Below are 20,976 nucleotides of genomic sequence, written 5' to 3'. Positions count from 1 at the left end.
GTAGCTATGACGGCAATTGATAACGTCAGTTTAGCACAACGCGTGTACACCGTGGAACAGGTGCAACAAGGCGAAGAGGCGGCCGCTGAAGCCTGCTCAATTAGCATGATGCAGCTGATGTCTGCAGCGGGCACTGCCGTGTTTAAGCAACTGCAAAACGACCTGAAAGCACCGGCCAAAATAGCCGTATGTTGCGGTGAGGGCAATAATGGCGGTGACGGCTATATTATCGCCCGCCTGGCGCGGGAAGCCGGCTATCAGGTCGACGTGTTTGCCCTGTCACCGGACAAGACGCTTTCTTCGAAAACGGACAATAATGCAGAGCGCGCGCGCTTAGCCTGGCGTGAAAACGGTGGCCAGGAAAAAGTCGTTCATGACTGCGCCCCCCAGAATTATGACCTGATTGTTGACGCACTATTTGGTGTAGGGCTCAACCGCGCTTTAGAAGGAGTGGCGGCTGAGCTTGTGCAAAACTTAAATGACGCTTCTGCAAAAGTGTTGGCGGTGGATGTGCCGTCGGGATTGAATGCGGATACAGGTTCGGTACCGGGAGTCGCTGTTCACGCCTACAAAACGGTGTGCTTAGTTGCATATAAACGAGGGCTGTTGACCGGAAAAGCGAAGAATCATGTAGGGCAGTTGGTGCTGGAAGACCTAAGTATTGGGGAGACGTTTGCGAAGCAAAACACCGCTGGCTATATCAGAATGGCGGCTGAACATGTTAGGAATTGGCTACCTCTGCGACGCCCCTGTGAGCACAAAGGCGATAACGGTCATGCTCTTATTGTTGGTGGCCAACCGGGTATGTCCGGGGCGGTTGTGCTGGCAATGAAAGCCGCGCTGCGCTGCGGTGCAGGTAAAGTGTCGGTCGCTTGTCACCCCGAGGTTCAGCCAGTTGTTGCCGCCGCACAGCCTGAAGCTATGGTACGCGCGGTCAATTCTCAGAAAGACCTCCAGGCATTAATGGAACAAGCCAGTGTCATCGCTTTAGGTCCGGGTCTTGGGCAGAGTGAATGGTCGCACAAGATGTTTGAGTGGGTGACAAATTATTGCCAGCAGTCTGATAAGACATTAGTTATTGATGCCGATGGATTGAATATTTTGTCTTCTCAGCAATCCAAAATGAAGTGTGGGAAACACGTCATACTGACCCCACACCCGGGTGAAGCGGCTCGATTATTAAATACTGATGCAAATAAGGTAGAATCTGACCGCTTTGCAGCATTGAGCGCTTTGCGCGATACATACGAAGCGCAAATTTTATTAAAAGGCGCGGGCTCGCTAGTGACCAATGACAACGGGCAGTTTATTCTGGATGTTGGTAGTCCGGCAATGGCCAGTGGCGGTATGGGTGACTTGTTGACTGGCGTGATAAGCGGCCTGGCTGCACAGGGTATGACTGAAGCGGATGCGGCTGTTGCCGCCGGTGTATGGCATGCCAGAGCCGGAGAATTAGCGGGTAATGAAGGTGAGCGCGGAACCTTAGCGTCGGACTTGTTGCCTTATATACGTCAATTAGTGAATGGAAAAATAACGTAAAATGAGTGAGGTTTTCGAGCAAACATTGTCGAACGAAGAAGCCACATTGGCATTGGCGAAACGCTTTGCAAATAGTATAAAAGAGCCCGTTGTCGTTTATCTGGAAGGCGAATTGGGGGCGGGTAAAACAGCATTTTGCCGTGGGGTTATTCAGGCGATGGGTCATGAAGGTGCGGTAAAGAGTCCAACCTATACCCTGGTAGAGCCATACCAGTTAAGCGGTTGGCGCATTCATCATTTCGACCTTTACCGCCTGGCCGATCCGGAAGAGCTCGAATACATGGGCATTCGTGACTACTTTGCCGACGACACGCTCAACTTTATTGAATGGCCGGAAAAAGGCGCAGGCTGGCTTCCGGACGCAGACATTGAAATTGCCTTAAGCTATTATGAGCAAGGCAGAAAAATAACTATAAATGCGCTAACTAACGCCGGAAAAAATATCGTTACATCATTATGATAAAAAAGTTTTGGGTTGTGCTTGTCGCCTTATGCTCGTTCAGTGTGTGGGCAGACAACAGTATTGAAAGTGTCCGGGTGTGGCCATCGCCGGACAAAACTCGTGTGGTTTTCGATTTATCGGAAACCCCTGATTACTCCTATTTCATGCTGAATCAGCAGAAACCCTATCGGTTAGTCATAGACTTTGAGAATACCCGGTTGAAAGCGGGGTTAACCAACCTGGGTGAAGATTCTTTATTGGTGCGAAAAGTGCGTACCAGTAGCCCTAAGAATAATCGCAGCAGCCGGATAGTCATTGAGCTGAATTCGAAAACAGAACCTAATCTATTTGTGCTTCCCGCGAACGACTCATACAAAGATCGCTTAGTCGTCGATCTCCCCGGTAAGTCAGTTGAACGTAGCGGCCCGGCAAAGTCGATTGATGAGTTGAAAGATCGCAAAGTAACTATCGCGATTGATGCCGGTCATGGTGGTGATGACCCGGGCTCGATTGGTCCTAGAGGCACTTACGAAAAGAATGTCGTGATTCGCATCGCAAGAGCGTTGGCAAAAATGATTAATGATGACCCAGGCATGCAAGCGTATCTCGTTCGCACGGGCGATTACTATATCGGCTTGAACGAGCGGCCGCAAAAGGCCTGGGACGCTAAAGCCGACTTCTTTGTCTCGATTCACGCGGATGCCTTCAGAACACCCCAGCCACGCGGTGGTTCGGTTTGGGTACTGTCTAAACGTCGGGCTGACTCAGAAATTGGGCGTTGGCTTGAGAACCGAGAGCAAGAGTCAGAGCTGCTGGGTGGTGTGACGGACATTTTAAGTAAAAACAGCCACGAGCCGTACTTGGCCGAAACGCTTCTGGATATGTCGATGGACAGTTCTATTGCAGGTGCTTACAGCGCGGCTCGACATATTATTGACGAAATGTCCGCCATCACGGAGATGCATAAAACCAGACCTCAGGCCGCGAGTCTTGCTGTACTGAAATCACCGGATAAGCCGTCGTTGTTGGTCGAAACGGGATTTATTTCTAACCCGGATGAAGAACGCCTACTGACCAGTAACGCGCACCAGCAAAAGATGGCGCGCGCGCTTTACAACGGTATTCGTCGGTATTTTGTCAGTAATCCGATAGACAACACCTATTTGGCGAATCAAAACAGCTTTACTTACACCGTCAAATCGGGCGATTCGTTGTCGGTTTTGGCTCAGCGCTACAACACGACAGTGAAAGCAATTAAAGCTGAAAATAGCTTACGAAGTAACGTCCTTAAAATTGGGCAAAAACTGACAATTCCGAGCCGTTAATGCCAATTCAACAGTTACCCATAGAACTCGCTAACCAAATTGCTGCCGGTGAGGTCGTTGAGCGTCCTTCATCGGTGGTGAAAGAATTAGTCGAAAATGCGTTAGACGCTGGCGCCGATGAACTGGTTTTAGATATAGAGAAAGGCGGCAGTAAGCGTATTCGCATTCGCGATAATGGTTGGGGAATTGTTCGTGACGAGTTGACGCTGGCGTTGAGTCGTCATGCGACCAGTAAGATTCAGTCGTTAGAAGACTTAGAGCGCATTGGCAGTTTAGGCTTCCGGGGGGAAGCGTTGGCAAGTATTAGCTCAGTGTCGCGGCTGCGTTTAACCTCTAAGCCAGCGGAGCAAAGCGAGGCTTGGCAGGCGTGGACAGAAGGCCGCGACATGCAGGTTAATGTTGAGCCTGCCGCTCATCCTAACGGCACCACGGTCGATATTCAGGATTTGTTTTTTAACACTCCCGCCCGCCGTAAGTTTTTGCGCACAGAAAAAACCGAATTTAGCCATATTGACGAAGTCATAAAACGTATTGCGTTAAGTCGATTTGATGTGGCATTTCAGTTGACTCATAACGGCAAAACCTTGCGGCGGTATCCTAAAGCAGAGTCTCAAAAGCAACAGCTGCAGCGTGTCGCAAAAATTTGTGGCGGTCAGTTTGCTGAGCAGGCGTATCAGTTACAAAGTCCGGAAGGTGACTACCAGTTAAAGGGCTGGATGGTGGCGCCTGAACATTGCCGGTATCAGGGTGATGTGCAGCACTTCTTCGTTAATGGCCGTATGATGCGCGACAAGCTTTTAGCGCACGCTGTACGTCAGGCTTACGAAAAGTACCTGCCTGCTGACCGGGTGCCAACGTATATTCTTTATTTCGAACTGCCAGCCGAACAAGTGGATGTGAATGTGCATCCGGCTAAACATGAAGTGCGTTTTCATTACCAGCGTCAAGTGCACGACTTTATCCTGACTCAGGTTGAACGTGTATTACGCTCTTTAACCGAGGTGCCAACGAATAGTGCATCCGAGGGAGAACCAGCTGCTTTTCGCGACGACAGTTATGAAAGTGCGCGCGGTCATCAGTACCAGCCGGCCGATACGTCGGCAATGCGCGAAAGCAGTCGTTATTCTGTCGCCCCGCGAAGAGCGATGGGTTCCTTGCTGCCTAATGCCGTAAAAAGTGGGGTAGGAAACGCGTCGAGTCAGGCTGTATCGCCTTCCTTCGTAGCGAGTTCCGCAAGCCCTCATAAAACAAGCTCTTCGGCTGAAAGCTGGCGCTTACTGTCACTGTTTAATGGGTATCAGGCATTAATAAAAAACGCCAACTCATTGGCCTGGCTGAACATACAACAGGTACATTCCGTTTGCGCGCAGACGAGGCTGACCCAGCAAGTTGAGGGAGGGCTGTCCGGACAGCCGTTATTAGTGCCTGTGACGGTATCGGCAAAGGAATTCAAAACGCCGGTAAGTCAATGGCCGGAACAGCAGTTGAACCAACTGGGTGTTATGTACTACCGCCAAAAAGACACAATCGTCATAGAGCAAATGCCGGAAATGCTCCGTAGAGGCAATGTTGCACTGTTATTTAAGCAGCTACTGGAGCAGGTGTCAGAGAGCTCAGACGGTCAAGTCATAAAGTGGCTGACAGCCTTTGTAGCTAAAAATGAATACAGTACTACTGAGGCTGAGCATTGGCTAAATCAGTGGCAAGACCAACTGCACGCGTCTGCTACCTACCTCCAGCCTATCGATGTACCAGAGGGATATCATGCAAACCACTAATGCGGTGATTACCATTTACGGACCAACAGCCGCAGGAAAGACAGCTTTGTCTCTCGCGCTGTGCGAGAAACTCGACTGCGAAATTATTTCAGTCGACTCGGCGCTTATTTATCAAGGAATGGATATCGGTACGGCAAAGCCAACCGCTGAGGAGCGTTCTAAAGTAACGCACCACCTTATCGACATCTGCGACCCGTCAGAAACATACTCAGCCGCCGATTTTCAGCGCGATGCACTGCGTTTAATTGATGATATTCAGACACGCGGAAAAGTTCCGTTGCTGGTCGGTGGGACTATGTTGTACTTCAAAGCTTTACTCGAAGGGTTGTCGCAGCTACCTGAGTCCAATGCTACCGTTCGTGAAGCCCTTACTGAAAGAATGGAAGCCGACGGGCTTGCTGCTTTGCACAATAGGCTTAAAGATATTGACCCGGTAAGCGCTGAACGGATTCATCCGAATGATCCTCAGCGAATCCTGCGCGCACTGGAGGTGTATGAGGTGAGCGGAAAAACGCTGACGGAGCTCACTAAAGAACGCTTTGGTCAATTGGATAAGCCCGTTTACCAGTTCGCAATTACGCCTAAAGAGCGTGCCGTATTGCATCAGCGTATTGAGCAGCGCTTTGATCAAATGCTGTCAGAACCTTTTGAGGATGAAGTCAGAAAGCTGTTTGAGCGCGGCGATTTACATAAAGACTTGCCCTCAATTCGCAGTGTCGGTTATCGCCAAATGTGGCAATACTTACAAGGTGAGTTGACGTACGACGAAATGAGAGAGCGCGGCATTATTGCCACCCGACAACTTGCGAAACGCCAGCTAACGTGGCTGAACGGCTGGCCAGGCGTGACTTGGCTGGAAACAGGCGACCCACATATGAACGATAAAGTCGAGGCCGTTTTAGCTCAGCCTGCGCAAAAATTTCCTGGCCAGGATTGAAATTTTCGCAACCGCCCACAGATCCGATTAGCGAATAAATGAGTAATTTTTAACGTTTTTCTGGTTGCAAAAATTCTTTACTGGTCTAGTGTGTTTACAGGTGGTAGCAAATTGGCGGTGTTATCACTTTTTGTGTTTCGCATTGGATAATTAATAACGATAAAAAAGGAATCCAAGATGGCCAAGGGGCAAACTCTACAAGACCCGTTTTTAAATGCATTGCGCCGAGAGCGCATTCCGGTATCCATTTATTTGGTGAATGGTATTAAGCTGCAGGGTCAAATTGAATCATTTGATCAATTTGTCGTATTGCTGAAAAACACTGTTAGCCAAATGGTTTATAAGCACGCTATTTCGACTGTCGTCCCGGCCAGAATCCCTCAGAATTACTTACCTCAGCAAGCAGCTGAAGGCGTGGCTGAGTTCGACGATTAACTTTAAGAAAAGAGAGGTCTGATACAACTTGTTCGATAGGTATGAAGGTGGCGACTACGCAATTTTGGTTCATGTGGACTTTCCCACTGAAGTAAACCGAGAAGATCTCTCTGAACTTAAACTTTTAGCAAACTCTTCTGGTGTTGAGACGCGCGGTGTCATTACAACAAGCCGCGGTTCGCCAACGCCGAAATACTTTGTTGGTAGTGGTAAAGCGGAAGAAATAGCCGAGCAGGTGAAAGCGCTCGATGCCAACATTGTCATCTTTAACCATGCGTTGTCTCCAACGCAAGAGCGTAACCTCGAAGTAATTTGTAAGTGCCGGGTTTTGGATAGAACCGGGCTTATTCTCGATATATTTGCCCAGCGTGCACGTACTCATGAAGGTAAACTTCAGGTTGAGCTGGCGCAGTTGCGGCATATTTCAACACGCTTGGTTCGAGGTTGGACCCACCTGGAGAGACAAAAAGGCGGTATCGGCTTGCGTGGCCCCGGCGAAACGCAGTTAGAAACTGACCGACGCTTAATCCGCGGACGCATTAAGAATATTCTGCGGCGTCTTGAAAAAGTTCAAAAGCAACGCGAGCAAGGACGGCGCGCGAGGCAAAAAGCGGAAATTCCGACAGTGTCACTGGTTGGCTATACTAACGCGGGTAAATCAACTCTGTTTAACCAGTTAACAGAAGCCGGTGTTTATGCCGCTGACCAATTGTTTGCGACGTTGGATCCCACGCTTCGTAAGCTCACTATCGAAGATGTTGGCGACTTAATTCTGGCGGACACGGTCGGTTTTATTCGACACTTACCGCATGACTTGGTCGCTGCTTTTAAGGCGACGCTGCAAGAAACGCAAGAAGCTGATTTGCTGTTACATGTGGTGGACGTTGCTGATGAGCAGCAGCAAAGCAACATTGATCAGGTAACCGAAGTTCTCGACGAAATTGACGCCGGAGATGTGCCACAGCTGATTATTTGTAATAAAATAGACCAAGTCGACGGGGCGAAGCCACGTATTGATTATGAAGATGATAAGCCTGTACGGGTTTGGGTCTCAGCTCAGGAAGGCATTGGTGTCGAACTGATTTTAGAAGCATTAACCCAGTTGTTGGGGCCTCAAATGATGGACGCGACCATAAAAATACCGCCGTCCATGGGCAAATTACGTGGTACATTGTACGAACTAAACAGTGTTACCTCTGAAGATGTTGACGAAAATGGGCAACTGGCGTTGCATGTACGTTTATCATCGGTAGACTGGCAGCGCCTTAAAAAACGATTTGATAAAAACTTGGATGAATTAATTGTCCAAAAGCATAATTAATATAAGTTAAACCATAAATTGGAGCAGTCCATGGCTTGGAATCAACCGGGGAACGGCGGTAACAACAACGACCGTGACCCATGGAAAAATCAGGGCGGCAAAGATCAGGGACCACCTGATCTGGATGAAGCGGTCCGTAAACTCTTTGCAAAGTTTGGCTTTGGCGGCAATAAAGGTGGAGGCTCTGGCGGCAGCTCAGGCATTCCAAGTAAGGGTATTGGCATCATTGCTATTATCGCCATTATTGTTTGGTTCATTGCAGGCTTTTACACCGTAAAAGAAGCTGATCGCGGCGTTGTGCTTCGATTTGGTCAGTTTCACACAATGGTTGAGTCGGGTCTGCATTGGCGTCCTGTTTTTGTCGATACCGTTGAGCATGTCGACGTTAACAATGTACGTTCGGACAAAACCGAAGGTTACATGCTGACTCAGGATGAGAACGTGGTTCGTGTCGAGCTTGATGTCCAGTACCGTGTTGTCGATCCCCGTGCGTACTTGTTCAATGTTCAGGACGCAGATGGTGTATTGTCGCGAGCGACTGACAGTGCGCTACGTTACGTCGTTGGTCACACGACAATGGATGAAGTATTGACGCGTGGTCGTGAGCAAGTGCGTGCAGACACTTTAGATATGCTTGAGTCGACAATGAATCCATATTCTATTGGCTTGCAAATTGTCGACCTTAACTTGTTGCCAGCACGTCCACCGGAAGCAGTTAAAGATGCTTTTGATGACGCTATCGCTGCACAAGAGGATGAAGAACGCTATATCCGAGAAGCTGAAGCGTATGCACGTGAAGTTGAGCCGTTAGCACGTGGTCAAGTTCGCCGTATGCTGCAAGAAGCGCAAGCGTATCGTGAACAAATCATTCTGGAAGCGCAGGGTGAGGTCGCTCGCTTTAACGAGTTACTACCTCAGTATGAGCGTGCACCGGAAGTCACTCGTGAACGTATTTACCTGGACACACTGCAGGACATTTACGCGAAGACGCCAAAAGTCTTGGTTGACGTGGAAGGTGGCAACAATATGATGTACCTGCCACTTGAGAAGTTGTTAGAGCGCCAAGGTAGAAATACAGAAACCTTCTCACCTCCGCGAGTTCCAGAGCAAGGCGCAGGAATGCCTTTTAACTCTGAACCGCAAAATACTCGCAACAGCAACCGTAGCGGAGGTCGAAACTAATGAAAAACCTAATCGCAATAATCGTTGTGGTCCTGGTCGCGCTGGGTTTGTCCTCCGTCTACGTAGTGAAAGAGGGCGAGCGAGCCATTTTGATTCAATTCGGTAAAGTTGAACGTGACGCCCAGACGGGTGAAGCGATGGTGTTTGAGCCAGGTTTACATTTTAAAATACCGTTCATTGAGCAGGTCAAAAAGCTGGATGCGCGTTTGCAAACTCTGGACGGAGATCCAGACCGTTTTGTCACCAGTGAGAAAAAAGATTTAATTGTCGATACGTACGTTATGTGGCGTATTAACGATTTCTCGACGTTCTACCTAAGTACAAATGGCGGTAATATTTTGCAAGCCGAAGCACTGCTTACTCGTCGAATCAACAGCGGGTTACGTAGTGAGTTCGGTAATCGCACGATCTCAGATATTGTGTCTGGTGAACGTGACGAGCTGATGCGAGAAGCTTTATTGCAAGGCGCGCAAAGTGCTTCAGACCTTGGTATTGAAGTGTTAGACGTTCGTGTCATGCAAATTAACCTGCCTGATGAGGTGAGTCAGTCTATTTATCAACGCATGCGCGCGGAACGTCAGGCGGTTGCGACCGAGCACCGTTCAGAAGGTAAAGAGCAAGCTGAATTTATCCGAGCTGACGTGGATGCACGTGTGACCGTTATGCTTGCAGATGCTAAACGCCAATCACGCGAATTGCGTGGTGAAGGTGATGCAGAGGCCGCACGTATTTATGCCGAAGCATACGAAAAAGACGCTGAATTCTTTGCATTCATTCGCAGTATGGAAGCCTACACCAACTCGTTTGGTAAAGGTAACGACATGCTCGTTCTCGATGCAAACAGTGACTTCTTCCGCTATCTGCAAAATATGATGGGCGAGAAGCAAGAGTAAAAGTCCAACCAGTGCCCAATGGCTCCATTGGGCACTTTTCCTTCATGTACAAACTCCCCGATACAAGGTAAGATCGCCACGCTTTTTTTTTACGCGGGGCAATCATGAGTCAGAACGTTGTTATTTTAGGCACCCAATGGGGTGATGAAGGTAAAGGTAAAATCGTCGATCTGTTGACCGACAAGGCGAGCTTAGTCGTTCGTTATCAAGGCGGTCATAACGCAGGTCATACATTAGTCATTGACGGCGAGAAAACGGTTTTACACCTTATTCCTTCAGGAATTCTTCGTTCAAATGTTCAGTGCGTTATTGGTAATGGTGTTGTTCTATCGCCAGAAGCACTGATTGAAGAAATTGATATGCTCGAAGCGCGTGACGTTCCTGTTAAAGAGCGTTTGCGAGTGAGCGAAGCTTGCCCTTTAATTCTGCCTTTCCATATCGCCCTTGATCAGGCTCGCGAAAAAGCTCGTGGTAAAGAAGCTATCGGCACCACTGGCCGCGGAATTGGTCCTGCGTATGAAGACAAAGTGGCGCGTCGTGGCTTACGAGTCGGTGACTTATTCAACGCCGAGCGGTTTGAAGGTAAGCTAAAAGAGTTGGTGGATTACCATAACTTTGCGCTGACTGAGTACTATAAGACCGATGCTATCGACTATGATGCAGTATTAAAGCAGTGCAAAGAGTTTGCGAAATTACTGAAACCAATGGTTGCTGATGTACCGGCAATGTTGGATCAGGCTCGTAAGAATGGCGATAAAGTCATGTTCGAAGGCGCTCAAGGGACATTGCTTGATATCGATCACGGTACTTACCCTTATGTGACATCATCCAACACAACTGCCGGCGGTGTTGCAACGGGAGCGGGCTTTGGTCCGCGTTATATTGAATATGTACTAGGTATCGTAAAAGCTTACACGACTCGTGTTGGCAGTGGTCCGTTTCCAACTGAACTCGACTGCGATGTTGGTCAGCACTTAGGTGTTAAAGGCCATGAGTTTGGGGCAACAACGGGGCGTAAACGTCGAACAGGCTGGTTAGATGCTGTGGCTATGCGACGTGCGGTACAAATTAACTCAGTTAGTGGCTTTTGTTTAACCAAACTGGATGTGCTGGATGGTTTAGACGAATTGAAAATCTGCACCGGTTATAAGCTGGCTGATGGAACAATCAGTGAATACCCACCAATGGCCGCAGAAGACTATGATGTCGTAGAGCCGGTCTATGAGACGTTAGAAGGGTGGCAGGAAAGCACCGTTGGCTTGACTGAGCATAACCAGTTACCGCCACAAGCGTTAGCGTATATATCAAGAATAGAAGCGTTAACTGGCGTGCCAGTTGATATCATCTCAACAGGCCCGGATCGTAACGAAACGATTGTATTGCGTCATCCATTCGAATAATCTAATTTCTCGGTCAGTTTTTGCTCGAAGGAGTTAAAAACTGACCACTTGATCGTGTTTTTATAAATTTTTTGCGCAAAGCTATTGCACTATCAAATTTAGTACCATAGAATGCGCTCCACCTAACCGGGGTGCCGGCATAGCTCAGCTGGTAGAGCAACTGACTTGTAATCAGTAGGTCGGGAGTTCGACTCTCTCTGCCGGCACCAATTCAAATTGCAAAATGCGGGAGGGGTTCCCGAGTGGCCAAAGGGATCAGACTGTAAATCTGACGGCTCCGCCTTCGCAGGTTCGAATCCTGCCCCCTCCACCACGCAATTTCCTTGGTTTTGAGGTGGCCTCACAATATTGTGAATTTGCGGGTGTCGTATAGTGGCTATTACCTCAGCCTTCCAAGCTGATGACGCGGGTTCGATTCCCGCCACCCGCTCCAAATTCAAGTCGTGCTGATATAGCTCAGTTGGTAGAGCGCACCCTTGGTAAGGGTGAGGTCGGCGGTTCAAATCCGCCTATCAGCACCATTCCTTATACAGGCCATTCTAACGAAACCTTGGTAGGCAAACGTAAGTTTAGGTAAAACACCAAAAGAATTTTGTTAGAGAGGCTGCAATGTCTAAAGAAAAATTTGAACGTTCGAAGCCGCACGTAAACGTCGGCACCATTGGTCACGTTGACCACGGTAAAACTACACTAACTGCTGCTATCACAACTGTTTTGGCAAAAGTTTATGGTGGTGCGGCGAAAGACTTCGCAGCCATCGATAACGCGCCAGAAGAGAAAGAGCGTGGTATCACTATTTCAACGTCACACGTTGAATATGACACACCAACTCGCCACTACGCGCACGTAGACTGCCCAGGGCACGCTGACTATGTCAAAAACATGATCACCGGTGCTGCACAGATGGACGGCGCAATCCTTGTTGTAGCGGCAACTGACGGTCCAATGCCACAGACTCGTGAGCACATCCTGTTGTCACGTCAGGTTGGCGTTCCTTACATCGTTGTCTTCATGAACAAATGTGACATGGTTGACGATGAAGAGCTGTTAGAGCTGGTAGAAATGGAAGTTCGTGAGTTGTTGTCAGAGTATGACTTCCCGGGCGACGACCTGCCAGTAATCCAGGGCTCAGCACTGAAAGCGCTGGAAGGCGACGAAGAGTGGGCGAAGAAAATTGTTGAGCTAGCAGACGCGCTTGACAACTACATCCCAGAGCCAGAGCGTGACATCGATAAGCCATTCATCATGCCAATCGAAGACGTATTCTCGATTTCAGGTCGTGGTACAGTTGTTACCGGTCGTGTCGAGCGCGGTATCGTCAACACTGGCGACGAGTGTGAAATCGTTGGTATGAAAGAAACGCAAAAAACCACTGTTACAGGTGTTGAAATGTTCCGTAAGCTGCTTGACGAAGGTCGTGCAGGTGAGAACATCGGCGCCTTGTTGCGTGGTACTAAGCGTGACGAAGTTGAGCGTGGCCAGGTATTGGCGAAGCCAGGTACAATTACTCCGCATACTAAGTTCGAAGCGGAAGTTTACGTACTGAGCAAAGACGAAGGTGGCCGTCACACGCCATTCTTCAAAGGCTATCGTCCACAGTTCTACTTCCGTACAACTGACGTAACAGGCGCAGTAGAATTGCCGGAAGGCGTAGAAATGGTTATGCCAGGCGACAACCTGAAATTCGTTGTAGAGCTGATTGCTCCAATCGCAATGGACGAAGGTTTGCGTTTCGCAATCCGTGAAGGTGGTCGTACTGTAGGTGCAGGTGTTGTATCTAAGATCATCGACTAATACGGTTTCAGTATCGTATAAGAGCCCGGCTTTATGCCGGGCTTTTTTATGGCTTGCGCGAAGCGCTGTCTTAGGTATAATACCGCGTCCAATCCTACACCAAGTAAGATAAGCGTGAAGGACATTATTTAGGGGCGTAGTTCCAATTGGCAGAACAGCGGTCTCCAAAACCGACGGTTGGGGGTTCGAATCCCTCCGCCCCTGCCAGATTTTAAGTTAAAAGCGAAGACCGGTCGCAATTAGGATTAAAGAATGAGCGCAAATAACGAGACGCAGAGCAGTTCATTAAACAGCTTGAAATGGATCATCACAATCGCCTTGCTAGTTGTAGCTATCGGCGGAAATCATTACTACGCAGAAGAAATCTCAGTACTTTACCGCGCTATCGGTGTTGTCGTATTGGTGGCATTGGCAGGTTTTTTTGCCTCCACAACGATTAAAGGTAGAAAGTTTTTGTCTTTCGCTAAAGAAAGTCGTACTGAGGTTCGCAAAGTCGTTTGGCCTTCGCGTCAGGAAGCAACCCAGACCACACTCATTGTTGTTGTAGCGACCGTTATTGTTGCTTTAATCCTCTGGGGTTTAGATGGAATACTTGTGCGTGTCGTAGGCTTCTTAACCGGACTGGAGATTTAAACTATGAGCGATAAGAAACGTTGGTACGTCGTACAGGCTTTTTCTGGTTACGAAGCTCGTGTTGCGGAATCTCTGAAAGAACATATCAAGCTGCATAATATGGAAGACAAATTCGGCGAAATCTTAGTGCCGAAGGAAGAAGTCGTTGAAATGCGTGGCGGCGTGCGTCGTAAAAGTGAACGTAAATTTTTTCCAGGTTATGTCTTGGTTGAAATGGTCATGGACGAAGATTCATGGCACTTAATTAAGAGCGTTCCGCGTGTACTTGGCTTTATTGGAGGTACAAGCGACCGTCCTACACCAATTTCTAAGAAAGAAGCAGACGCTATTCTTGATCGTTTACAAGACTCAGCAGACAAGCCGAAGCCCAAGACATTGTTCGAGCCGGGCGAAGTGGTTCGTGTTACAGATGGTCCGTTTGCTGACTTTAACGGTACAGTGGAAGAAGTTGATTACGAGAAAAGCCGTGTGACCGTTTCGGTTTCAATTTTCGGTCGCGCCACTCCGGTTGATTTAGAGTTCGGCCAAATCGAAAAGTCGTGATCAAAAAATCATCAATCTAGCATTGATCAACGGCGCGAATTAACTTATAATTCGCGTCCTTTTTTAACGGGAAGCCGATTGAGTAACTTCGCTCTGAAAAGTTACGAGGCGTTAAACCCACAACAGAGGTAATAATCATGGCGAAGAAAGTATCAGCCATTATCAAATTGCAGGTAGCTGCCGGTTCAGCTAACCCGTCGCCGCCAGTTGGTCCAGCCTTGGGTCAGCACGGTGTAAACATCATGGAATTCTGTAAAGCATTCAACGCGCAAACAGACAGCCTGGAAAAAGGCGCGCCTGTTCCTGTTGAAATTACAGTATTTGAAGATCGTTCATTCACGTTCATCACTAAAACACCTCCTGCATCTTTCTTGCTTAAGAAAGCAGCGGGTATTAAAAGTGGTTCTGGCGAGCCGAATACCAAGAAAGTTGGTACGGTAACTCGCGCGCAATTAGAAGAAATTGCGAAAACTAAAGAACCCGATCTGACTGCTGCCGACATGGACGCAGCTGTACGCACTATCGCCGGCTCTGCTCGTGCGATGGGCTTGAACGTGGAGGGCTAATCGATGGCTAAATTAACAAAACGCGCTCGCATGATCGCAGAGAAAGTTGAAGCCCGCGATTACGACGTGAATGAAGCAATTGCACTGTTGAAAGAACTAGCAACAGCAAAATTCACTGAAAGCGTTGATGTTGCAGTAAACCTTGGCATCGATGCTCGTAAATCTGACCAAAACGTTCGTGGCGCGACTGTATTACCAAACGGTACTGGTCGTGACGTTCGCGTTGCAGTCTTTACTTCTGGCGACAATGCAGACAAAGCGAAAGAAGCGGGTGCTGACATTGTTGGTATGGAAGACTTAGCTGAACAAGTTAAGAAAGGTGAAATGAACTTCGACGTTGTCGTAGCATCACCTGACGCAATGCGTGTTGTTGGTCAATTAGGTCAAATCTTAGGTCCTCGTGGCCTGATGCCTAACCCGAAAACAGGTACAGTAACTCCTGACGTTGCAACAGCCGTTAAAAATGCTAAAGCGGGTCAGGTTCGTTATCGCAACGACAAAAACGGTATTGTTCACGCAACAATCGGTCGTGTTGATTTCGATGACGCGAAATTGAAAGAAAACCTTGATGCATTATTAGGCGCGCTTAAGAAAGCTAAGCCTTCTTCTGCAAAGGGTGTTTACTTTAAGCGCATCAGCTTGTCTACAACGATGGGCGCTGGTGTGAGTATTGACCAGGGTACAGTCAGCGCTGGTTAATTAAGGTTTATGGGTTGGAGCTGCCGTTTGTAATGCTCAAAAGGCGACAAGCAAGGCTCCCGTCCAAGACCGTAGGTGTACCGCGAGAATTTCAGTAGTATCGAATAGCGGCACTTAATTTCCTACGCAGATGGTGATATCCGACTCAGGCTCTCTGGGTAGAGAATCACCGTGACAACGCGGTGGAGGTAACTCCACCTAATTGTAACGCGGAGCTTCGGCTCCAAATTGAAAACGAGGTGATATCAGTGGCAATTGGTTTAGCCGGAAAGAAAGCCATCGTTAAGGAAGTTAACGACGTTGCTTCGAATGCGCTAGCCGTCACCGTTGCTGAATATCGAGGCATCGAAGTTGCCGATATGACTGAGCTTCGTAAAAAAGCACGTGAGCAAGGCGTATTTCTGAAAGTTGTTCGAAATACTCTTGCAAAACGCGCTTTTGAAGGTACTCAGTTCGACGACATGAGTGATGTACTTAAAGGACCTCTTGTTTATGGCTTTTCTATGGACGCACCGGGCGCATCAGCTCGCTTGTTCAAAGACTTTGGCAAAGAAAACAAGAACCTTCAGGTAATGGCTCTGTCAATCGGTAATGGCATCATGGGTCCTGAAAAATTGGACGCGGTTGCTTCACTTCCGACTCGTGACGAAGCATTGGCTAAATTGCTCGCCACCTTCAAAGAACCTGTTAGCAAGTTCGTTAAAACAGTTAACGAAGTACCTAGCAAGTTCGTTAGAACGTTGGCAGCAATTAAAGACGCTAAATAATACGTTGGTTTTTTAACCATTTTTTGTAATTATCAACCCAGGAGTTTAGAGTAATGGCTCTGACTAAAGACGATATCTTAAACGCGATCGCTGAAATGCCAGTAATGGAACTGGTTGAACTGATCGAAGCAGCTGAAGAAAAATTCGGCGTTGACGCATCTGCAGCAGTTGCAGTAGCAGCTGGTCCAGCAGCAGGCGGCGAAGCAGCAGCTGAAGAGAAAACTGAATTTGACGTAATGCTGAAAGGCGCTGGTAGCAACAAAGTTGCTGCTATCAAAGCTGTTCGCGGCGCAACTGGCCTAGGCTTGAAAGAAGCTAAAGCTATGGTTGAGTCTGCACCAGTTGCAGTCAAAGAAGGTGTTAGCAAAGACGAAGCTGAAGAGCTGAAAAAGCAGCTTGAAGAAGCTGGTGCGGAAGTTGAAGTTAAGTAAGTCGACTTTTGTACAAAATATGGCTCTTTAGAGCCTTGGGCTGGTGGTTAAATAACCACCAGCCTTTTTGCGCTGTATTGCTTGTATCATTTTTGCCCGAGGTTGGGATACAAGTTTTGCAAAAACAACACGGGATCGACAGATAAAAGATTCATCTGTCTTAACCATCGAACCACTCGTTGGTTAGGGTCATCAATCAGCTAGCTGAGGAACCCCATGGCGTACTCCTACTCTGAGAAAAAACGTATTCGTAAGGACTTTGGTAAACGACCGCAGGTCTTAGAAGTGCCTTATTTGCTGTCTATGCAGCTTGATTCATTTAAGAAATTTATTGAAGTCGATCCAGACGCCAATAACGGCTTGGAAGCGGCTTTTCGTTCGGTTTTTCCTATTGCCAGCTACTCAGGTAATGCGGAACTGCAGTACGTCAGTTATCACATGGGTGAGCCGGCATTTGACGTTGAAGAATGTCAAATTCGTGGTATTACCTACTCAGCACCTCTGCGTGTGAAACTGCGTCTGGTCCTGTTTGATAAAGAAGCAGCAGCCGGAACGGTTAAAGACATTAAAGAGCAAGAAGTGTACATGGGCGAAATTCCGTTAATGACAGAAAACGGAACTTTCGTTATCAATGGTACAGAACGAGTAATCGTTTCTCAGCTTCACCGTTCTCCGGGTGTCTTCTTTGACCATGATAAAGGTAAATCACACTCATCAGGTAAAGTTCTGTATAACGCACGAGTTATCCCTTATCGTGGCTCGTGGTTAGACTTTGAGTTTGATCCTAAAGACAACGTGTTTGTTCGTATCGACCGTCGCCGTAAGTTGCCGGCGTCTATTATTCTTCGTGCGCTTGAATACAGCACTGAAGAAATTCTCGATATGTTCTTCGAAACCACCTACTTTGAAATCTTGAAAACCAAAGTCAAGATGGAGTTGGTACCGGAGCGTCTTCGTGGTGAAACTGCCAAGTTCGACATTAAAGGTACCGATGGCGAAGTATTGGTTGAAAAAGGCCGTCGTATTACCGCACGTCATATTCGTCAGTTAGAAAAACTCGACATTAAAGAAATGGACGTGCCGACTGAATACATGGTCGGAAAAGTATTAGCAAAAGACTACGCCGATAAGAAAACAGGCGAAGTCATCGGCCATGCAAACGACTTATTAACGCTTGAGTTAATTGCGGAGTTAAGTGAAGCCGGAATTAAGAAAATTGAAACGCTATTCGTGAATGACTTGGACCACGGTCCATACATGAGCGAAACGTTGCGCGTGGATTCAACCACTAACCGTTTGGAAGCGTTGGTTGAAATCTATCGTATGATGCGTCCGGGTGAACCACCGACGCGTGAAGCAGCAGAAGCGTTATTCGATAACCTATTCTTTAGCGACGAGCGTTATGACTTGTCGACCGTTGGTCGCATGAAGTTTAATCGCCGTTTAGGTCGTGATGACCTAAGTGGAGATAATACGCTGTCTAAAGAAGACATTATCGATGTTATGAAAAAGCTTATCGAGATCCGAAATGGTCTTGATGAAGTTGATGATATTGACCACTTGGGTAACCGTCGAATCCGTTCTGTAGGTGAGATGGCAGAAAACCAATTCCGTGTTGGCCTTGTTCGTGTTGAGCGCGCTGTTAAAGAGCGTTTGTCGCTAGGCGACCTGGACAATACCATGCCACAGGATCTTATCAATGCGAAGCCTATTAGTGCCGCAGTGAAAGAGTTCTTCGGTTCAAGTCAGTTATCGCAGTTCATGGATCAAAACAACCCACTGTCAGAAGTGACGCACAAACGTCGTATTTCTGCGTTAGGTCCGGGTGGTTTGACGCGTGAGCGAGCAGGTTTTGAAGTTCGAGACGTACACCCGACTCACTACGGTCGTTTGTGTCCAATCGAAACCCCGGAAGGTCCGAACATCGGTCTGATTAACTCATTGTCGAGTTTCTCCAGAACGAACGAGTACGGTTTCCTGGAAACACCTTACCGTCGTATTGAAGACGGTGTAGTCACGGACGAAGTTGACTACTTGTCAGCGATTGAAGAAGGCAACTATGTTATCGCTCAGGCGAACGTAGCGCTTAACGACAAAGGTGAGTTAACCGAAGACTTAGTGCCTTGCCGACACAAAAACGAATTTACATTGATGAGTAAAGAGCAAGTTCAGTATATGGACGTTGCTCCTCAGCAAATTGTGTCAATTGCAGCAAGCATGATCCCATTCCTTGAACACGATGATGCGAACCGTGCATTGATGGGCTCAAACATGCAACGTCAGGCAGTACCAACGTTACGTGCAGACAAGCCGTTAGTCGGTACTGGTATCGAACGCACTATCGCAGTTGACTCGGGCGTTACCGTTGTCGCGAAACGTGGTGGTGTCGTCGACTATGTCGATGCAAGCCGTATCGTTGTTAAGGTAAATGAAGAAGAGATGGTGCCGGGCGAAGCGGGCATCGACATTTACAACTTAACTAAGTACACACGCTCTAACCAAAACACGTGTATTAACCAAAAACCAACGGTTAATCCAGGTGAGCCGGTAACGCGTGGCGATGTATTGGCAGATGGTCCATCGACAGACTTAGGTGAATTGGCGCTGGGTCAAAACCTACGTGTCGCGTTCATGCCGTGGAATGGTTACAACTTTGAGGATTCAATCCTTATTTCTGAGCGCGTAGCGCAAGAAGATCGTTTAACCACTATCCACATTCAAGAGCTGAACTGTGTTGCCCGTGATACCAAACTGGGTGCTGAAGAAATCACTTCAGATATTCCAAACGTCGGTGAATCAGCGCTTGGTAAGCTTGATGAGGCTGGTGTTGTCTATGTTGGTGCCGAAGTTAAAGGCGGCGACATCCTCGTTGGTAAAGTAACGCCAAAAGGCGAAACGCAGCTGACGCCAGAAGAGAAGCTTTTGAGAGCAATCTTTGGTGAGAAGGCGTCGGACGTTAAAGACAGTTCGTTACGCGTTCCTAACGGTGTGAACGGTACCGTTATTGACGTACAAGTCTTTACTCGCGATGGCGTTGAAAAAGATAAACGCGCAGTTGCTATCGAAGAGATGCAACTGGCGAAGGTTAAGAAAGACCTGACCGAAGAGTTTAAAATTCTTGAAGAAGGTATTTATAACCGTGCACGCAACTTGTTGCTTGCGAATGGTTTCGACGAAGCGAAGCTAGCGAGTATTGATCGTAAAAACTGGCTAACTCAGGACTTAGGTTCTGAAGATGCGCAAGCACAGTTAGAGCAGATTGCAGAGCAATACCAGCAAATCAGCGATGATTTCGATACGAAGTACGAAAACAAGCGCCGTAAAATCACTCAAGGTGATGATTTAGCGCCTGGCGTACTGAAGATTGTAAAAGTTTACTTGGCGGTTAAGCGTAGCATTCAGCCGGGTGACAAGTTAGCAGGTCGTCACGGTAACAAAGGTGTTATCTCTACTATCATTCCTGTTGAGGATATGCCTCACGATGATGAAGGTAACCCGGTCGATATCGTATTGAACCCTCTGGGTGTACCATCGCGGATGAACATCGGTCAGGTGTTGGAAACACACTTGGGTATGGCGGCTCGCGGTATTGGTAGCAAAATAGACAAGATGCTGAAGCAACAGCGCGCAATGAAAGATCTGCGTGACTTCTTACAGCAAGTCTATGACTTAGGTGAATGCCGTCAGAAAGTCGACATCAGTGAGTTCTCTGATGACGAAGTGATGCGCTTAGCAGGTAACCTGAAAGCAGGCCTGCCAACCGCAACACCGGTATTTGATGGTGCGGTTGAAGAAGAAATTAAAGAGCTTCTGAAACTGGCGGATTTACCTGAGTCAGGTCAGATACCACTGTTTGACGGCCGTACGGGTGAGAAGTTTGAGCGTGATGTAACCGTCGGTTACATGTACATGCTGAAATTGAACCACTTGGTCGATGACAAGATGCACGCTCGTTCTACCGGCTCTTATAGCTTGGTAACTCAGCAGCCATTAGGTGGTAAAGCACAGTTTGGTGGTCAGCGCTTCGGTGAAATGGAAGTCTGGGCATTAGAAGCATATGGTGCTGCATACACCTTGCAGGAAATGTTGACGGTTAAATCGGATGACGTAAACGGTCGTACGAAGATGTACAAAAACATCGTCGACAACAACCTGCAAATGGAAGCGGGTATGCCAGAGTCGTTCAACGTATTGTTGAAAGAAATTCGCTCTCTGGGCATCAATATCGAGCTGGAACAGAACTAAGCGTCTGTTGCTGGAATTACTGGGGGAGTGATGTTCACTCCCCATA

18 protein-coding genes and 5 tRNA genes are annotated in these 20,976 nt (G+C 47.8%); all 23 read left to right on the top strand.

What is annotated here, in order from left to right:
- Positions 1-6 precede the first annotated feature (6 nt).
- Complete coding sequence (locus EST55_RS05660; RefSeq protein ID WP_129496781.1) at positions 7-1,539, top strand: NAD(P)H-hydrate dehydratase; 1,533 nt, start codon at positions 7-9, stop codon at positions 1,537-1,539.
- A 1-nt stretch (position 1,540) separates the two neighbouring features.
- On the top strand, positions 1,541-1,999 hold the full coding sequence (tsaE, locus tag EST55_RS05655) for a tRNA (adenosine(37)-N6)-threonylcarbamoyltransferase complex ATPase subunit type 1 TsaE (RefSeq protein WP_088769031.1): 459 nt from the start codon (positions 1,541-1,543) through the stop codon (positions 1,997-1,999).
- The gene (locus EST55_RS05650; RefSeq protein ID WP_129496780.1) at positions 1,996-3,306 is read left to right on the top strand and encodes an N-acetylmuramoyl-L-alanine amidase; all 1,311 of its coding nucleotides are present in this window, start codon (positions 1,996-1,998) and stop codon (positions 3,304-3,306) included. Before tsaE ends, EST55_RS05650 begins: the two co-directional genes overlap by 4 nt.
- Positions 3,306-5,084 carry a DNA mismatch repair endonuclease MutL gene (mutL, locus tag EST55_RS05645; RefSeq protein ID WP_129496779.1) on the top strand — a complete coding sequence of 593 codons (1,779 nt, stop codon included), beginning with the start codon at positions 3,306-3,308 and terminating at the stop codon, positions 5,082-5,084. The genes EST55_RS05650 and mutL overlap by 1 nt, the downstream gene beginning before the upstream one ends.
- The gene (gene miaA / locus EST55_RS05640; protein WP_129496778.1) at positions 5,071-6,021 is read left to right on the top strand and encodes a tRNA (adenosine(37)-N6)-dimethylallyltransferase MiaA; all 951 of its coding nucleotides are present in this window, start codon (positions 5,071-5,073) and stop codon (positions 6,019-6,021) included. Before mutL ends, miaA begins: the two co-directional genes overlap by 14 nt.
- Before the next feature lie 177 nt (positions 6,022-6,198).
- Positions 6,199-6,456: an RNA chaperone Hfq gene (gene hfq / locus EST55_RS05635; protein ID WP_053953128.1), complete on the top strand. Its 258-nt coding sequence runs from the start codon at positions 6,199-6,201 to the stop codon at positions 6,454-6,456.
- Between the two features lie 28 nt (positions 6,457-6,484).
- Positions 6,485-7,777, top strand: a complete 1,293-nt coding sequence (gene hflX / locus EST55_RS05630) for a ribosome rescue GTPase HflX (RefSeq protein ID WP_129496777.1) — start codon at positions 6,485-6,487, stop codon at positions 7,775-7,777.
- 30 nt (positions 7,778-7,807) lie between these two features.
- Entirely contained in the window at positions 7,808-8,959 is a 1,152-nt protein-coding gene (gene hflK / locus EST55_RS05625; protein WP_129496776.1) for an FtsH protease activity modulator HflK, read from the top strand.
- The gene (gene hflC / locus EST55_RS05620; protein WP_129496775.1) at positions 8,959-9,852 is read left to right on the top strand and encodes a protease modulator HflC; all 894 of its coding nucleotides are present in this window, start codon (positions 8,959-8,961) and stop codon (positions 9,850-9,852) included. Before hflK ends, hflC begins: the two co-directional genes overlap by 1 nt.
- Before the next feature lie 104 nt (positions 9,853-9,956).
- On the top strand, positions 9,957-11,252 hold the full coding sequence (locus tag EST55_RS05615) for an adenylosuccinate synthase (protein ID WP_088769017.1): 1,296 nt from the start codon (positions 9,957-9,959) through the stop codon (positions 11,250-11,252).
- A 133-nt stretch (positions 11,253-11,385) separates the two neighbouring features.
- Positions 11,386-11,461 (top strand) — tRNA-Thr (locus tag EST55_RS05610).
- Between the two features lie 19 nt (positions 11,462-11,480).
- A tRNA-Tyr gene (locus EST55_RS05605) sits at positions 11,481-11,565 on the top strand.
- Between the two features lie 45 nt (positions 11,566-11,610).
- A tRNA-Gly gene (locus tag EST55_RS05600) sits at positions 11,611-11,685 on the top strand.
- 12 nt (positions 11,686-11,697) lie between these two features.
- Positions 11,698-11,773 (top strand) — tRNA-Thr (locus tag EST55_RS05595).
- A gap of 88 nt (positions 11,774-11,861) precedes the next feature.
- Positions 11,862-13,046, top strand: coding sequence for an elongation factor Tu (gene tuf / locus EST55_RS05590; protein WP_088769004.1), 1,185 nt, complete (start codon positions 11,862-11,864; stop codon positions 13,044-13,046).
- A 130-nt stretch (positions 13,047-13,176) separates the two neighbouring features.
- Positions 13,177-13,253, top strand: a tRNA-Trp gene (locus EST55_RS05585).
- A 45-nt stretch (positions 13,254-13,298) separates the two neighbouring features.
- Entirely contained in the window at positions 13,299-13,679 is a 381-nt protein-coding gene (gene secE, locus EST55_RS05580; RefSeq protein ID WP_088769016.1) for a preprotein translocase subunit SecE, read from the top strand.
- Positions 13,680-13,682: 3 nt separating this feature from the next.
- Positions 13,683-14,222 (top strand): transcription termination/antitermination protein NusG, encoded by a 540-nt coding sequence (gene nusG / locus EST55_RS05575; RefSeq protein ID WP_088769014.1) that lies wholly within the window; start codon positions 13,683-13,685, stop codon positions 14,220-14,222.
- A gap of 137 nt (positions 14,223-14,359) precedes the next feature.
- Positions 14,360-14,788: a 50S ribosomal protein L11 gene (rplK, locus tag EST55_RS05570; RefSeq protein ID WP_011233603.1), complete on the top strand. Its 429-nt coding sequence runs from the start codon at positions 14,360-14,362 to the stop codon at positions 14,786-14,788.
- A gap of 3 nt (positions 14,789-14,791) precedes the next feature.
- Complete coding sequence (gene rplA, locus EST55_RS05565) at positions 14,792-15,487, top strand: 50S ribosomal protein L1 (protein ID WP_053953120.1); 696 nt, start codon at positions 14,792-14,794, stop codon at positions 15,485-15,487.
- Positions 15,488-15,735: 248 nt separating this feature from the next.
- Positions 15,736-16,254 carry a 50S ribosomal protein L10 gene (rplJ, locus tag EST55_RS05560; protein WP_088769013.1) on the top strand — a complete coding sequence of 173 codons (519 nt, stop codon included), beginning with the start codon at positions 15,736-15,738 and terminating at the stop codon, positions 16,252-16,254.
- Between the two features lie 53 nt (positions 16,255-16,307).
- On the top strand, positions 16,308-16,685 hold the full coding sequence (rplL, locus tag EST55_RS05555) for a 50S ribosomal protein L7/L12 (RefSeq protein ID WP_053953118.1): 378 nt from the start codon (positions 16,308-16,310) through the stop codon (positions 16,683-16,685).
- 216 nt (positions 16,686-16,901) lie between these two features.
- Positions 16,902-20,930 (top strand): DNA-directed RNA polymerase subunit beta, encoded by a 4,029-nt coding sequence (gene rpoB, locus EST55_RS05550; protein ID WP_129496774.1) that lies wholly within the window; start codon positions 16,902-16,904, stop codon positions 20,928-20,930.
- Positions 20,931-20,976: the final 46 nt, after the last annotated feature.

Source organism: Idiomarina sp. 29L (assembly GCF_004123135.1).
Classification (GTDB): Bacteria; Pseudomonadota; Gammaproteobacteria; order Enterobacterales; family Alteromonadaceae; genus Idiomarina.
Note: the sequence above shows the minus strand (reverse complement) of the source record. Positions and strands in the feature narration are given on the sequence as shown.

Excerpts from the sequence above, each read along its gene's own strand:
- EST55_RS05615 (WP_088769017.1), top strand. The coding sequence starts at position 9,957 with ATGAGTCAGAACGTTGTTATTTTAGGCACCCAATGGGGTGATGAAGGT.
- hflK (WP_129496776.1), top strand. The coding sequence starts at position 7,808 with ATGGCTTGGAATCAACCGGGGAACGGCGGTAACAACAACGACCGTGAC.
- mutL (WP_129496779.1), top strand. The coding sequence starts at position 3,306 with ATGCCAATTCAACAGTTACCCATAGAACTCGCTAACCAAATTGCTGCC.
- rpoB (WP_129496774.1), top strand. The coding sequence starts at position 16,902 with ATGGCGTACTCCTACTCTGAGAAAAAACGTATTCGTAAGGACTTTGGT.
- miaA (WP_129496778.1), top strand. The coding sequence starts at position 5,071 with ATGCAAACCACTAATGCGGTGATTACCATTTACGGACCAACAGCCGCA.
- rplA (WP_053953120.1), top strand. The coding sequence starts at position 14,792 with ATGGCTAAATTAACAAAACGCGCTCGCATGATCGCAGAGAAAGTTGAA.
- EST55_RS05650 (WP_129496780.1), top strand. The coding sequence starts at position 1,996 with ATGATAAAAAAGTTTTGGGTTGTGCTTGTCGCCTTATGCTCGTTCAGT.
- tuf (WP_088769004.1), top strand. The coding sequence starts at position 11,862 with ATGTCTAAAGAAAAATTTGAACGTTCGAAGCCGCACGTAAACGTCGGC.
- EST55_RS05660 (WP_129496781.1), top strand. The coding sequence starts at position 7 with ATGACGGCAATTGATAACGTCAGTTTAGCACAACGCGTGTACACCGTG.
- tsaE (WP_088769031.1), top strand. The coding sequence starts at position 1,541 with ATGAGTGAGGTTTTCGAGCAAACATTGTCGAACGAAGAAGCCACATTG.
- rplL (WP_053953118.1), top strand. The coding sequence starts at position 16,308 with ATGGCTCTGACTAAAGACGATATCTTAAACGCGATCGCTGAAATGCCA.
- rplK (WP_011233603.1), top strand. The coding sequence starts at position 14,360 with ATGGCGAAGAAAGTATCAGCCATTATCAAATTGCAGGTAGCTGCCGGT.
- hflC (WP_129496775.1), top strand. The coding sequence starts at position 8,959 with ATGAAAAACCTAATCGCAATAATCGTTGTGGTCCTGGTCGCGCTGGGT.
- hfq (WP_053953128.1), top strand. The coding sequence starts at position 6,199 with ATGGCCAAGGGGCAAACTCTACAAGACCCGTTTTTAAATGCATTGCGC.
- nusG (WP_088769014.1), top strand. The coding sequence starts at position 13,683 with ATGAGCGATAAGAAACGTTGGTACGTCGTACAGGCTTTTTCTGGTTAC.
- secE (WP_088769016.1), top strand. The coding sequence starts at position 13,299 with ATGAGCGCAAATAACGAGACGCAGAGCAGTTCATTAAACAGCTTGAAA.